The sequence below is a fragment of the Rhizocola hellebori genome (genome assembly GCF_016862955.1).
Lineage (GTDB): Bacteria > Actinomycetota > Actinomycetes > Mycobacteriales > Micromonosporaceae > Rhizocola > Rhizocola hellebori.
In genome coordinates, this window is record NZ_BONY01000021.1 from 67,967 (window position 1) to 83,341 (window position 15,375).

The 15,375-nt window shown below is 60.2% G+C and carries 9 protein-coding genes; 3 read left to right on the plus strand and 6 right to left on the minus strand.

The genetic code is table 11. The annotated features are described in order from the left end of the window. The first annotated feature begins 122 nt into the window (after positions 1-122). Positions 123-788: a hypothetical protein gene (locus Rhe02_RS18840; RefSeq protein WP_203909571.1), complete on the plus strand. Its 666-nt coding sequence runs from the start codon at positions 123-125 to the stop codon at positions 786-788. Positions 789-1,091: 303 nt separating this feature from the next. On the opposite strand, the gene Rhe02_RS18845 is transcribed toward Rhe02_RS18840, so the two are convergent. The 6 genes from Rhe02_RS18845 to Rhe02_RS18870 all read right to left on the minus strand — a co-directional run bounded on the left by Rhe02_RS18845 (position 1,092) and on the right by Rhe02_RS18870 (position 10,645). Beyond that, the gene (locus Rhe02_RS18845) at positions 1,092-2,462 is read right to left on the minus strand and encodes a hypothetical protein (protein ID WP_203909572.1); all 1,371 of its coding nucleotides are present in this window, start codon (positions 2,460-2,462) and stop codon (positions 1,092-1,094) included. A 539-nt stretch (positions 2,463-3,001) separates the two neighbouring features. Continuing rightward, a complete protein-coding gene (locus tag Rhe02_RS18850; protein ID WP_203909573.1) occupies positions 3,002-4,201 on the minus strand; it encodes a tetratricopeptide repeat protein in 1,200 nt (399 codons plus the stop codon). Then, the gene (locus Rhe02_RS18855; protein ID WP_203909574.1) at positions 4,201-6,189 is read right to left on the minus strand and encodes a phosphorylase family protein; all 1,989 of its coding nucleotides are present in this window, start codon (positions 6,187-6,189) and stop codon (positions 4,201-4,203) included. Before Rhe02_RS18855 ends, Rhe02_RS18850 begins: the two co-directional genes overlap by 1 nt. A gap of 649 nt (positions 6,190-6,838) precedes the next feature. Next, positions 6,839-7,882 carry a hypothetical protein gene (locus tag Rhe02_RS18860; RefSeq protein WP_203909575.1) on the minus strand — a complete coding sequence of 348 codons (1,044 nt, stop codon included), beginning with the start codon at positions 7,880-7,882 and terminating at the stop codon, positions 6,839-6,841. 19 nt (positions 7,883-7,901) lie between these two features. Continuing rightward, positions 7,902-9,668 (minus strand): hypothetical protein, encoded by a 1,767-nt coding sequence (locus Rhe02_RS18865; protein ID WP_203909576.1) that lies wholly within the window; start codon positions 9,666-9,668, stop codon positions 7,902-7,904. 17 nt (positions 9,669-9,685) lie between these two features. Further along, positions 9,686-10,645, minus strand: a complete 960-nt coding sequence (locus Rhe02_RS18870; protein ID WP_203909577.1) for a hypothetical protein — start codon at positions 10,643-10,645, stop codon at positions 9,686-9,688. Positions 10,646-11,881: 1,236 nt separating this feature from the next. Here Rhe02_RS18870 and Rhe02_RS18875 point away from each other — a divergent pair. Together Rhe02_RS18875 and Rhe02_RS18880 are read left to right on the plus strand one after the other, a co-directional pair. Further along, complete coding sequence (locus Rhe02_RS18875; RefSeq protein ID WP_203909578.1) at positions 11,882-12,475, plus strand: hypothetical protein; 594 nt, start codon at positions 11,882-11,884, stop codon at positions 12,473-12,475. A gap of 879 nt (positions 12,476-13,354) precedes the next feature. Next, positions 13,355-15,007, plus strand: coding sequence for a 5'-methylthioadenosine/S-adenosylhomocysteine nucleosidase family protein (locus Rhe02_RS18880; protein WP_203909579.1), 1,653 nt, complete (start codon positions 13,355-13,357; stop codon positions 15,005-15,007). Positions 15,008-15,375: the final 368 nt, after the last annotated feature.

A 15,375-nucleotide genomic window follows, 5' to 3' on the forward strand; every position in this document is an offset into this window, starting at 1 on the left:
ACATCGTCTACGATAGATCAATCAGTCCCGATGTCGATGCGGAGCACTCGAGTGGCGTCGTCGTCGACGACGTGGCGCGATGGCTGGAACAATGGCTGCTTATTAGTACTACCCACTCGACAATGACAGTGTGGGACTCAAGCCCGACCCATCGAAAAGATATTGATCTGGCGCTACCCGGGCACCTCGGCAAAGAGTTGGAGTCTCAAACAAGATCACTCGAAGGGGGCCATGTCGGCATGGTGGAGCTGAGAGTCCGAAATCGCGAATTCATCATGATAGTAGGCATTGATGATGATGTTGTGGCACGCATAGGGGATCGGCAGCTCTTGCCCAACGATCTTAGTTTGCAGATTTTGCGCAAGACGGTCGATGGCAAACCTGCAGAGCAGTTCGCCTATGACTTCCTCAAAGAAGCCTGCACTAGGACGTCCCCTGCCTGGGGGGCGATTTATAGGCAATCGGAATATGACTTCAAAGTCATGCAACAGACCCCAAGTGTTGAGGCCATTGGCCGGGACTTCGGGCGATTTCTGCCCGGCCTGTTCGCTGTCAACTACTTTGGCGAGCGTTATGTGACGCTCTTCGGCGATCGTCGGATAGCACAATTGAAACCGCAAGTCGTCGAGCCGGCCGGCTCGGGTGTCGTCGTGTCGGTCGCTTCCCCTGGCAACTGGCAGGCTGCCGAGTCTTCGTACGCTGAAGTGCTGGACACCCTAGGACGCGAGCATTTCTTTGATCGTGATAACGACACGAGAATGACGGTGGCCCCTACGTTCGACTCCTAAGGATCGTTGCGAGCACGTCAACGGACTGGCTGCTGCCTGTCTCATGCATGCCTGCATGCTTTTTGGCCGCGCCACAACCGCCGCAAGAGCATTGCTCCGACACCTAGCCCCCGGCCAATCCCGCCGATTACGGTCGCCGCTATAGCAAGCGGCGACCGTTGTCCCGTCTTCAGAAGTACGACCCCTCGTGTGCACCGAGCTTGGTCGATCGTACGCGGATGGTGGCATCTACTGATATTCGCTGGCTGTTTGGGGGCGGGTTGAGCGAGACCCCAGCCAGGGTGGCGTGATCGGCGATTTCATTTAGCGAAGGCGGTTGCATGGCACGATTACCGCCCAGCCTGGGTGGCCTGATGGCTCGCCGTTGAACGCTTCGACGCTGCCGTTGCCGGGGTCGATGAAGACCGACCGGTTGGTGCGGTCCTGGCAGGTGATCCGGGCTCGGGTTACCGCCTGGTCCCAGGGTGAGAGCTCGTTGGCTCGCGGCGATACGGTGCGGTAGCTGAAGGCGAAGACGAGCCCGACGCCGATGAAGGTGAGTACCAACGGCAGCACGGCTGTGCGGCGGGTGCTTTCGGGTTTGGGCAGCATCAGCGCGGCGAGCGCCGAGAACAGCATCAGCTCGGGGGCGATGACGTAGCGCAGCTCGGTTCCGCCGTACTGCATCGCGGTGGCGCACACAAACCCGATCGCGGTCAGGCCCATCAGGGCGGCGATCTTCCAGGCGGGACGGGTCAGCCCGACCGCCGCCACCACCACGAACAAGGCAAGTACCAGCCAGGACACCTGTGCCAGCCACGGCGGCTGCACCGCCTGGCTGCCCTGGCCGGTGATGCCGTAGCCGAACATCGAGTGCGGCAACGCCCAATCGGATGTGACCTGCAGCGCCCACACCGGATCCCAATTCGATGGCACGATCCCCGGCCGCCAGGTCAGACCCAGCGCCAACGCGACCAGGTTGCCCGCCAACGCCACCAGCAGGCCCGCCACCATCGTGACCTCGGCCAGCCCACGACGGGCGTACAAGCGCAGCAAAGCCAACGGCAGCACGATGACAGCCAGGAAGGTGCTCATCGCCACCGCGAGCACCGCAAGCACCGCGACGATCTGCGAAGCCCGCCGTTTGGGCACCCACAACACCATCCACATCGCGGTGTAGACGGCGGCAAACTGCAATGTGGCCACATTGTTCGACGCGGCCGCCGCGACGTTTTCTCCTACCGGCACCGCCACTACCGGCACAGCCGCGATCAGCCGCGCCAGCGGATGGCGCAGATGCTGATGGCTGGCCAGGTACACCCCGACCGCCATCAGCCCGGTGACCAGCGCCGCCTCGATGGTCAGCACCGCCGGACCCCACTCGATCGGCGCCCAGCTCGCCGGGATGGCCAACGCCCTCGTCGCCATCACGAAGTAGCCGTTGTGAGGGCGCAGAATCATCTTGAACTCGTTGCGGTACAGCGCGTCGGCCAGGAAATTGGCGCCGTCCTCGGCCCAAATGCTGTTGAGCACCCCTGGGCCGTAAGGCACCCGGCCCAAACTGGCCACCGCGCCGGCGACGACCGCCAGTGCTGGCCACCACCACCAGCGGGAAAGGTTGGAGCGAGGGGGATCTGGCGGAAACAGACCACGAACCAGATGATCGACGAATCGACATAGAATACGATCGAACACGCTAGCAAGGTACACCATCAATATTGATCACCATGATGACTATGGCGTTTGATACGCGGCATGCCGATACCCCATGCCTGACACGGGCCGCTGCGGCGGAAATTCGTAAGCTAAAGCCCCCAACGTGGCGTCAGCTACCGATCCGAACGCCGCCCGCCGTCTCGCCAGCGAGCACTGCGTTCCGCACCAGGCCCGACGACTGCCGCCCCCGGCGCGTCGCGTCGTCACCGACGGTGACGACGCGCGACACGTTATTCGGCGAGCCTACGGACCAGATCCGACCGTCCGCACGGGTGGGGCAACTGATCGCATCGATGTCACATCGACCAGTGTCGCCGGTCATCACGGCCGCCCTCCTCGCCGAGCCCATGCTCAGCGTGTCAGGCCGAAAACATCGTTAGATTCAGTCCCAGCACGCGGAGCAAGATCGCGGCCGGCCCGAATGGAAACGCACCCAACGTCCGATGCACCTTCCCTAAGGGCCACAATGTATAGATCCTGCGGTACGAAGGTGATGCCGACGCCCAACCGTCTCGCTCTCATTGGTCGAGGTCGGCGAGGTGGGCCCGGATGTTGGGGATGCTGGTCTGAATGTCTTCGGTGTAGTCGATGCCGAGGCCGTTGAGGATGTCGAGGGCACGTTGCCAATGCCGCCGGGCCTCGTGCTGCTGGCTCATTGCTTGGTGGGTCCGGGCGAGGCCGTCATGCGCGCGTGCTTGATCTACTGGATGGTTATAGTCGATAGCGTTCTGAAGCGCCTGTTGGTGGTGGGTCAGCGCGACATCGGGCTGGCCGATGACGTGATACAGACGGCCCAGACCCTGTAGAGCCTCGAACTGCCAGTTTCCGCCCAGTTGTCGTGCCAGGTCGAGTGCCTGTTGATGGCACTGCATGGCTTGCTCGTGGTGTCCTTGGGCTAGGTGAGCTTTGCCGAGACCGTTTAAGGCGATCAGTTCGCCGGTGCGGTTGCCGCCCTCCTTGGCGATCTGGAGTGCAAGGCTGTGGTCGTTGGCAGACTGTTCGTGGTTACCTTGGGCCAGGCGGGTTTGGCCAAGGCCGTTTAGCGCGTTCAGTTCGCCTGGGTGGTCGCCGAAGTCCTGGGCAATTTGCAAAGATTGTCTGTAGTGGTCGTCGGCATGTTCGTAGCGGCCCAGTGCTCGATGTGCTTCGGCAAGGCTGTAAATCGCGTGTAGCTCGCCGCCCCTGTCGCCGATCTCTATGCAAGCGTGTAAGGCGTGCTCGTGATAGGTGATAGCCCGTTCGTAGCGGCCCAGCCGCCAGTAAACGTGGCCGAGACCGTCCAGCGCGTTCAGTTCGCCGCTGCGGTCGCCGATGTCTTGGGCAATCTGCAGCGCTTGCTGGTAGTGATGGTGAGCCTGCTCATAGCGTCCTAGTGTCCGGTCGGTATGGCCGAGACCGATCAGCGCGGTTACCACGGAGATGCGGTCATCGAGGTCACGTGCGATCTGCAACGCTTGCGTGTAGTGATCGGTGGCCCGCTGGTAGTCGCCGAATCTCCAGTGCACATAGCCGCGATCGAGCAGAGCATTGACCTTGGCTGGGTGGTGGCCGAGGTTTCCGGCGGCGTTGAGGGCTTTCTGATGAAGCGTCTCGGCGTCTTGGTAGTGACCGCGCGTGGTCAAATACCGGTGCATGAGGGCAGAAAGGTGTACCAGATGGTCGGGCCAGTCATGCTGTACGGCGGCGAGCACATTGGCAAGTTCGGTGTCCAGCCACATCAGGGCGACGTTTGGTTGAGACAGTTCGGGATGCAGGTACTTGCGGGTGGAACTGTTGGACGGCGCTGTCGCTCGTAGGGGTAGGCCACGTCCATGGCTACAGCAGCCGCATGCCGGTAGTAGTCCAGCAGCCGGTTCAGCGCAGCGCGCTGCTGTACGGGGGATTCTTCACGGGTGGCTATATCGGCGGCGTGAGCGCGAAGCAGGTCATGAAATCGGTATCGACCAGGGTTTGGCTCTGCGAGCAGGTGGTCGTCAACCAGTTTGTCCAGCAACCGCTGCGCCTGGTCCTGGGTGCTGCCGATGAGCGCCGAAGCAGCATAAGGATCCATGTCGGTACCGGGAAGTAACCCCGCCAATCGATACAGGCGTTGTGCATCGGCGGCCAAATGCTGGTAGGACAGGTCTAGGGTGGCGTACACGCTGCGTTGCCCGTCATCGAGGGCAGCTAGCAATTCATTTTGAATCCGCAGCCGCGCGAGAAGGTCGGTTGGCGTCCACGCTGGACGATGGCGTAGCCGAGCGGCGGCGATACGAATGGCCAACGGCATCCGCCCACACAACCGCACCACCTCCATCACCTCAGGCATGTCAGTAGTCAGTTCAGTCCGATCGGCGACTTTGACAAACAACAGCGCAGCATCTGGATCTGGCAAGGTATCCAGCGACATGACGCTTGTGGCCTCCAGGGAGGTCAGGCGCCTGCGGCTAGTCGCCAACACCAAGCAGCCGGCCGCTCCGGGCAGCAGCGGCCGTACCTGGGTCTCTGTCGCGGCGTTGTCCAAGACGATCAGCATCCGTCTCCCCGCTACCATGGTGCGCCACAGCGCCGCCCGCTCATCCAATCCGGCCGGGATGCGGTCTCCGGACACACCGACGTCCCGCAACAGCCGATCCAACGCTTCGGCCGGCTCCAGCGGATTGACGCCGACGGTGAACCCATGCAGATCGATAAACAGCTGTCCATCCGGAAAATGCCCTGCCGTCTGATGAGCGGCGTGCACCGCCAACGCAGTTTTGCCGATCCCGGCCATCCCATCAATCGCCGAGATCACCACCGTCGCACCGGTCCCGCTTGCTAAGTAGCCTGGTCGCGCATCCGAGGCTATCGCCAGCAAGCGCTCCAACTCTGCTGCCCGGCCGGTGAACCCAGTCGCATCGCGAGGAAGCTGCCGCGGCCGCACCCATGACACATGCGCCCGCGTGGTCGGCCTGCGCTGCAGCACGGCAACGGCGAACCGCGCAGCCGCCTCGGCGGCATACTGCCGCCACCCGTCGTTCTTGTCTGCGTCGGCGAAGTCGCTGATCCCCTTCACCAGGAGGAAACTGCAGCCGGACCTATGCGCAGCGATCGCCACACCCAGACCCTCCATCTCCACCCCGACTGCAGTCGGCCACACGCGACCTAGCTCACGCACAGTGGCGCCGTCGGCGAAGACCTTTTCTCCACTCAACACGGTGCCCACGTGCACCCCGGGCACGCCCGGCCCGACGGACGCGTCGGGCCGTGGCGTGGCAATCTTCGAGGTCCACTCGCTCGCCGCGACACTGCGGGCGGCGGCAAGCAGGTCAAAATGCGCAGGAAAGGACTGATACCGCCGCTGCAACCCATCCCTGGTGATTCTTGCCAGTTCGAAACCCACCACCTGATCGGCAACCAGGACATCACCGAGCCGCAAATCCTCGGCATACCCCCGGATGCCGGCGGCAATCCCGACCAGCACCAGGAAACGCGGCCGCCAGACCTCGATCACCCCGCGTGCCGTCGCCGACGCGCCAACATTGCCCATACCATGCAGCGACGCCACCGCCATCCGCAGCGTTCCAACGGAAGCGACGTGCACGTCCTCGCCAGCCCGGCGAATGACCCTACAGTTGGCCACGCCAACCACGGCCAAGACGGCCGCCTTCTCCTCTGCCAAGGCCGTCAAAACGACAACATCAACCTCTTGACCCGAAAGCACTTCTTCCGCCGTCACATCAACCATTCTCACCAGGAGACGGCCATTCATGTACTCCGAGCAGGCAACGAGGCACGCCGACTGTCACAGACAAACAGGTATCGGGACGAAATCCCGGCGCGATGGGCCGGTTCACAAATCGTTCCGAACTGATCAAGGTCATCGGTGTATGGGATAGCGGAGCTCGACGAGAACACCAACCTTGATCATCCACATCGACCAGGCAAATCGGCGGGCACCCAATGCGGATCCCCGCAGACACCGAGCTGCAAACAACGTCCAGGCGGGACTCGGAGCAGCCGCCAAGCAGCTGGCCTGGCACGACGCGGTCACCTATGACACTCGGCGACGTAATGCGACGCAGACTCTGTCGCGCACCAAGGTCTACCAGGACACCTACGCTGAACTCAAACCGATCTATTCATAGTTTGTCTCTGATCGGACGGCCTGCCGAACGTCTACAGTCCTTCGATCGACGCCAGTCGGCTTGATTATGCAGTCTAAGGCAACCACCTTAGGCTCTTGCCCTACCCCGCCTTAGACCTCTTGCTTTACCCCGTGCGCATATTCGCCGTACCTCTGTGGCAAAACAGGGCTGAAACGATCGTCAGATAATGCCACATCGACTTCGGCCGCGAGATGGAGTGGATCGGTAAACGCCATTCACTCGAAATCGTTATCTGGGTGCCATGAAATGGCTGCTTTCGAGCCACGTGCGAAGACATGCAGCGGCCGCGACCGTGCTTACGAATTGCCAATCCTTCGGGCGACTATCCTGTTCCCTTCGGCCGTAATCGGCTATGCCTCGCATGACCAGCCATGGCACGCCCCACTCGGAACAACCGACGGCAAAGCCTGAACCTTCCATCTCAGCCCCACTGGTGCGACGCGCTGGCCCCGCCAGTGCAGCGCGAACCGAAATGCTGTCGTCCTCGATGAGCTCGTCCGCCGCCATGATGCGGGTTCGTTTAAAGCCCGGACAGTATGTAGCGGGGTCGAAGGCCACAGGCACCACTATGTCGCTGAACTCGGCAACGGTGTTGAAGATCGTTTGGCGCGTGAGTTCGTGCCAACCCATGCGCTCCGGCCGGAAGAAGCTGAAGTCCCGAATGAGCGCCTGACTTGGTGCCAAAGGCTTCGGGTCGAGCTCTTCACCGCCGTCGGTCATAATTTTTCGTTTGAAGTCCACGACCTCCAGCCCGAAAAGGACGTCGCCCTTGCTCACTTGCTCTTCGTCGCCAGCGGCCATACCGACGAGGCAACATAGGCGAGCGGAAAATGCAGTGAATACTGTCGCGAGAAAGGCGGCCATGGTGTCGTTCCCTGACCTGCCCGCCATCGTGATGACAACTTTGAGAGGCGGCCGACCGCCGGGCTGTGCCGCCTCGCACATAAAAAAGTATGCACCGTTCACGTAGTGGTCCTCCCGCTGTGTAAGGGGGACACCAAAGGCGGACTTTACCGCGTCGAGTTCAACCTCTTTCACCGCCACGATCGCGACATCGACCTCACGGACACTGTCTGCGGATAGCCACATGTCGAGGGCCGCGAACACCGCCTGCGCATCTCGGTCCTCAGGGTCAACGTCTTTGTAGATGTGCGTAGCCGCCAGTGCGCTCAAAGCGCGTCCTCGCACCTTGGAGTCCATATCCTTGATAGACCAACGGAGGTCCTCCTCCATGAGTTTCGCAAGGCGCGGGTCGTGTTCGAACCGAAGCATCCGCAGCAGGGTGCTGATGTCAGTCGGTTTTGGTACTCGGCTCATTGACTGTCTCCGGAATAATCGAATTGGCGCGCTGTGCGGGAGGCGGCATTTGTGATCGGCTGGCTTGCCACGAATACAGGGAGTCCACCTCGCCGGAGCTGCGGGATGGCGAGAAGTCCAACAAGCAGCATTGCGCGGTTATCCTGACGTCGCTTGCCTGGGCAATCGCGGCCATTGCGTCCATGGTCTTGCCGTCCCCCACGAACTCATCTATGAGCACCACAGCCGATGCAGAGGAGAGTTCCTGATACCAGACCGCATCAGGATCTACCACCGCGTTGGCGTCGCCGTGTTCGATGACGCTCTCTATCGCTTCACGAGGAATCTGAACCACATTCGCCTGTACAGACGCGGTAAGGCATGAGGCTAGCTTCGAGGACCCTTTCTCGCCTCGCGGAGATGCAAGGACGATGTTCTGCCGAAGAGTCCTAGTGCGTGCTCTGATGGCGCTCCACAGCTTGTCCGCCAACCAAGGTCCATATCTGTCCAATGCCATTGGCAAGTCAGGCACAATAGGATATGCCGATCTGCGGGGAGGTACGTCGTCCTCAGGTTTCACACCGCACTCACGCACAAGATCCCAAAACTCCTGAGTGGTCAGATTCGAGCGAGGCGACTCGTCCGGGTCGGACGCCGCTTGCCATCTCGCCGCCACGCTCTCAGATACGACCTTCTGGCTTACAGGCAAGAGATAGTGTATGTCCTGCACACGACCATCGTCGTTTTCGATCTTGTGGCACCCGTCGGACCGTGCGTTGCTTTGCTCGATTAGCACCGTGAGGATCTGAAGCTTCGTTGGTCGCAATCGTTTCTCGAGGCTTTGAGCCAGCACACTGATACTTCCACCGCTTCTCACCATGGGAACGACTAGCGTAACGATGCCACCTTCGGCATTGATAGCGCGACTGTTATCCGGCTTAAGCGCATCTTCATAAATATCAAACGGTAGGCGGACTCGATTGCATGCACCTTGAAGGGGCTTGAGCAACCACGGTGAAATTGACAGGTGGCCGATGACGTACACGGGTCGTTCGAGAGGTGTGGAGGCACCGAGGTATTCTTCAAGGACCGCATCAAGATAGTTCGCCCCCGCGGAGCCATCGAAATAGTGCCGGAAAAAGTTGCCGTGCGTTCCCTCGGATCGGAACCACCCAAGGCGCGTTATCATGCGTCGACGAAACTCTTCTAGCGGAGGATGCGGAGCAACAATCTCCTGCGCCTTCCGGTATCCGGCAGAAGGAAAGTCGGGGTCCGTTGATGTTCCGTCGTCAGCGACAAGGATGACACGGCGACTGGCGAGGTGATTTGCCAGAGCCCGACGTGCTTCATCCTGTTCGGAGAGCCGTTCAGGAAGAAGCACGATGAGTTTGCGTTCATTGTTCCAACGCTCGTCGGCGAGAGCAGTAGCGATTGCCGCGCTGATGTGACGGAACATTTTGCCACGAAAAATCGCCAGTGTCGTGACTGCGCCACTCTTCTCGGAGAGATCCAAGATGGCGACGTCACTGTTTTCTGCCACCGCCTGAAGAGCTCTGTCGAGGGGGGCGTAAAGGGCTGCCGGGTTCTTCATCGCTGTGTCGGCCGAGATCGAGTTGTAGCGTTTTCCGGTGCCGACATACTCGGGCCGACCGCCTGAAGTTAGTCGGGCTATCTCCTCGTAAAACGGCATCCGTTCCTGGTTGGTCGGATCACTTGCCGCACCAAGGCGGAACTTGACCACGTCAAATGACCACGGGTTCATCTGCTAGGCTCCAGCAACTAACGGGCCAGCGGAATCCGCAGTATCAACAGGTTTCCCCAGAAGGCTACTGAACCCTCCGGATCTACCTCGATCACAGCGCGGGCTCGTGAAAGCTCTTCTGATGCTTGTGTCTTCGGATTGGCGCTGATGACAACTCGCAGGTTGCTTGTCACCACCTCCATTTCGCCCGAGAAGACATCGAGTACCGAGTTGGCCAGAACCTCGAGCCCGCCGGGCAAACTCTCCGAGCCGTCCGTAAAAGGGGAGATGGACTGCAAGACCTGAAGCGGCGAATTCTTCTCAAGACCGAAAAGCTCTCTGCTGTTGATGTCTCGTCGGGGCAAGGGGCGCTTGCCGGCGTGGACTTCCACTTCATATGTCCGCGTAAATGATAGCCACGTGGAAAGATCGTTGCCGTGCGCAGGCGGCGGTTTAGCTGAGTCCTTTGCGATGCTCTTGCCGTCGTCCCAAAACATAAGTGTGAGTTGGGGACGACCGCTTGGATGCAAGACCCCATGGTGTGCTGCCGTTAGGACGAGGCTCGCATCTTGGCGTTCGACTGCGTACATCAGCGCCTCGAGGACAACGTGAGTTGCTACCTGCTTGCCTGCGCCGTGAAGATCTTGATCAAGGGCTGACACGACATCGCTCGATAGCCATCGCGTGGCGTAGTTCGCAGCTGCAATGTGACCAAGATCGGCTACGGGCACCGTCTCGATCGGGAAGAAGTTGAAGGGCAGTTTTTGCATTGTCGAGGTATTCGCCCATGCCGAGTTGCTTGCTGGCCGTCGTTTGGCGCGTTGAAGTCGCTCGAAGCTTGCTGCCGTCAATATTTCCTTTATGGACATGCCCAATGCATCCTCAATTGCCTCCGGGAATCTAAGATCGCGAAGGAAGTTGAGTACCTCTGGATGCTTGGGCAATTCGATCGTGGTTTGAAGCCCCATCTTTTTTCGCTCTAGCAGTTTTGCGATCACAAATACCAGGCCAGGCGCCTCGTGGAACTCCGAGTCCGAAAAGTCTAGATGGAAGATCGGTCTTTCTGTCCACCTCTTACCTAGGCGTAGCCATGACGTTCGTAGTTGGCCAACCGCAGCGTCCTGTGGGATCTTCAACGTGGGGGTGCCAACATTTCGTTGAAGTAGCGCGACTAGACGACCGGGCAGTCCGCTTAAAAGTGCTGCGTACAAGGTGCGCGACAGACCATTCGCCATTCCCACGCCCGCAGACCTCTCTCGCGACCAAGATGACAATGCAACTGAAGATTAGCAACGAGCGATCGTGCTTCGAGGATTCATTCACGCCGGTCATGCCGTGCCGTCTACGGTAAGTAGGGGGGTGGAACCACCAGCAGCGACGGGTACGCCGGCCTCATCGCTTTCGAAGCGATAGACGAAGCCGGAGATCGGTAATGTGAATGTGTCCGCCGATTACCCCGGCGCGACAGCCGCTTCGCCAGTGGTCGTCAACCTGTAGCCGTCGCCGGCGCGTAAAAATTGACCCCACCCCTGCGACGATCGCAACATCGTCAGAGGAGGGCAACTTTTACTTCCGCACTATGCGATCAAGCCGCTGCGATAGAACGTCGCTTAGGATTGATCAACACCAGCTGGCTTCGTCCCGGCCTTCGGCAGGGTTTGTCGTGAACGTTTATCCTTGCTGCGTACTCCAAGATCAGCTCTATCCGATAATGAAAGTGGGGCTATCTGTCGCCGCGCATCGCCATGTTGTTCTCGGTGCATTTTAGTTCGTGTCTAGGAGGGAACCGTAACCGGTACAAAGCGATCTCGCCGAAGGCCCGGACTACTCGCTAGTCCCAGGCTCTGGCATGGACTATGGCCTTGGACGAAGATCTTCTGAAGGCTAGCGTCATCTCTGGCCAGATTCTGGCCGAGTGCGTTCGCGCCGGCCCGTTCAAGCTAGCTCCACTTCGGTGTTGACTGATTTCCCAAGCAAGACGCCAAAGGACGAACCGCGCCTAACTCAAGGGACTGATCCTTATCCTTGACGTACGCACCGGGTGCGGATTGTGGAGATCGATAATAGGTAACCCGGGGAGTTTGGTGCTTCCAGTCGCATCCGCGATCCTCGTTGATCTCGCGGTCCGGCGAATATGTCACTATACAGTTGCTGAGCGTTACGAGACACTGAGGTCCCACCCGTTTTGTCGGAGGGGATTTGCATTGGCCGCGTTTCGATCAGGGTTTGACCGAATGAAGTGGGAAGGCGTAAGCCTCGGCATGCTGTGGGCACAGGAATATGAGCGGCTCAAGGAGGAGCAAGCTCAGCGCATCTCGATTCGTGACAATTTGATGTACGCGACTCTTGTCTCGATCGCCGGTGTCATCCTGGCCATGTACCAGACAAGCAATGCCGATCTGCTTCTGTTGCTGCCACTTGGCTGTGTCGTGCTCGGCTGGACCTACCTGGCCAACGATGAAAAGATCTCCGCGATTGGGAGGTATATCCGCACTGATCTGGAGCCGCGGCTAGCCGCGTTGCTTGACGCCCAGCCACCGGTGTACGGGTGGGAGTTAGCACATCGTTCCGATCGTCGACGACGCAGCCGCAAGGTGGCGCAGTTGTGCATAGACCTGATGACCTTCTGCCTACCCGGAGCAGGTGCGCTCGTCATTCGCGGCCTGTCGCCCAACTTCGGGACCGTGACAGCGGTGATCGTCATAGCCGAGGCTTCTGTTGTGCTATTGCTTGCCCAGCAAATCCTGGCGAACGCTGATTTGAGCCGCGGCCGATCATCAAGCGCGACAGAGGCGGCAGTCTTCCCTATCGCCCATAACCGCGATTGACAACCTGCGTTCGCCGTCGTGGCGACAAGGGGCCGACTGTCATGCACCGATCTGGCCACGGCCAGGTGGCGTACGGCTGCGTCGGTCGGCTTGACCGGCCGGGTTCGCCGCGAGCGGTATGTTTCAGGTCTCACACACGACGTCTCCGCACTTTCATCTTGGGAGGATTCCGGCCGGTTATCAGTTGTGCGGCTGTGGAAGGATCGGATGCAATCCGACCTTGCTCATTGCCACGGCTCAGACGGCCCGATGCTCGGTTTCCGCCGGCGAGTCCCACGCGGATGGATCAACAATTCGGTATCGATCTGAGTCGATTTCATACGCTCTTCCGAGTTGTGGTTGGTGTGGCTCCAATTGAGCTGATCTTCGCCAGGTGGTTCCCGAAGCGGAAGTGGATGAGGCCTAGTCGCAGCTGTACATCAGGGCATCTGGCGGCCGGAGGTGGTTTGCGTACGCACCCAGCGGCGAGATAAAGACCGATGCGGGAGACGATCGAGAAAGACGCGGCGTAGCTTACTCGGGTCGGCCCGCTGTCCCGTTCGTGATTGGGGTTTGAAACTTCGGCAGGAGAGTCACTGGCATCGATAGTCGAGATCGCGATTAGCGATCCGTCGATGCAAGATTCCGGCCGTCAGTGGGCGAACAAGTAGGGCAAAATAGGACGGCAGTATCTGCATTATGGAATTCGCATACATGCCATCTCCCTGAGGCTCGCGACCCTTGGTGGACACGTCCTTGGCTGAGCCGAAATTCCTACGTCCCGACGTTGGTTACCCGCTAGGCCGCCGAGGATCTTGTTGCTGTTGGCCGGTTTCGCGCGTGAGCCCGAGTGCTTGTATCCTCGCGCGAGTTGGTTGGATACGTCTTGGGGGTGATGGGATGGACCACGTAGACATATTGATCATTACGGCGTTGCCTGAGGAGTTGGAAGCGGCGAAGGCGGCTGGGCGAGTTCGGTCGCCTGGTGGGCCTGGGGTGGGGCATTGGGAGGAATGCGACGCGGGAAGTTCGGCCCCGTTCTGGAGGGGCGAGTATCGAGTCGGCGATGGTCGGGTGTGGACGGTGGCGGTCGCCAGGCCGACGGAGATGGGTGGCAGGCAGGCGGCTCCGATCGCGACCAGTCTGGTGAACCACCTCCGGCCGAAGTATCTCGCGATGTGTGGGGTGTGCGCTGGCAACCCGGCGTATGCCGCGCTGGGTGATGTGGTAGTCGCCGCAATGGTCTACCAGTGGGACGAAGGTAGGCATTCTCCGTCCAGATTCGAAGGTGATCATCGACAGGTTCTGTTGGACCCGCGTTGGCTTCGGGCAGCTCAGGATTTCAACCCTGCCGGGTTACCCAGCTTTGGGCTGGCCACCGAAGACGACGCGATGCTATGGCTATTGGAGCGCTTGCACCAGAATGTGAATCCCCGTGAGCATCCGGCGCGTAATAGGTACTTCCCGGACGGCGAGTGGGAGCCACGGTTGGACCGGTTCGAAGCCAAGGGCCTTATCGCCCGTGACGACCGCGGGGCGGTGGTGATCACGGATGCCGGTGCGGGGCTTGTGCGGCGGCGGATCTACGGCGATGTTGACGGGCCGCAGCAGTTGCCGTTTCGGGTGCTGGTCGCGCCGATGGCATCGGGCAACACGGTGATGAAAGACGGCGGGATCTGGGAGCAGCTGGCGGGCATGGGGGTGCGGAAGATCGCGGCGGTGGACATGGAAGCCGCGGCGATTGCCACGGTCGCGCGTGAGCTGCAAGTTGCGCACTGGCTGGTGGTCAAAGGCGTGATGGACCATGCCAGCCCCGACAAGGACGATCGACATATGCGGTTCGCCGCCCGCGCGTCGGCCGAGGTGCTTTTCAAACTGCTGGATCAGCTGGTCGTTGCCGACCAATACGCACCGGTAGAGAGCGTCGCCAGACGGGCGATGGGCCGGTGGCATAGGGCCACGATGATTGGCCTGATCGGGATCGCCGCTGGTGCCATCAACCTTATCGGCAACTCCGCTCACTGGGCGCCGACAACTACACCGGCAACATCTCCGTCGAATACGACCTCGGCCACTCCACCGACCACTGTTCCTTCCTCGTTACGCCTCGGGTTACCGGCCAATTGCGACGCAGTGCTGACACTAGCCGAGATCACACCAGTGCTTGGGAGCATCGAAGGTGAGCCAAGGGTATCCACCGATGGTGAGAATGAACAACTCAATCGAGCAGGAAAAATCACCTGTCAGTACGGCAGAGCTTTTCGTGATACCCGGGCGGGAAACGTCGCTCCGCTGATCGTAGGCATCAGCGACTACACCGATGCGTCAATGGCCATCAAACGGCGGGACCAGTATGTCACTGGCGCCGGCACGGTGTTAAGCACCACGACAAGGAACGGCATTATCTTCACCACCTACGTTGAGAACGGGTTCATCATGACGTTGTGGCCCACGGGCAAGTATCTCTTTTCAGTGATGCTTTACGCCGAAACCGGCGACGCTGCAACTGCCTCCCTTATCGCAGACGCGGTGCATCGTCACAGCGTTAGGTGAAATGGCTCCGAATTGATGACCTTGCCCATGCAGGGCCGATCCGAAATGCCGTGCGGTTCCGCTCCGTTCGCCAGCTAGCCTCGTTCGCTGGCGCTCCACGTCGTGACGGTAGCTCGATCAAGTATGCCAACCAAGATGTCTATTCATACCCGCAGCGGTAGCGACCCGGTCCACGTCGTCCGGTGAACGTTCCGCAATCGTCCCATGTCGCCAGGTCAGCAGCTTGGCCTGGGAGGAGTTCATAGTCGAGCCTTTCCTAGCAACCCTCGTGGTGGTGTGCGAGGCTTCAGGTATCGGGTAGACCGAAGAGTTCGTTGATCGGCTGCGCTGGCGAAATGGTTGGGTCCTGACCGTCGACTGAAACAGGC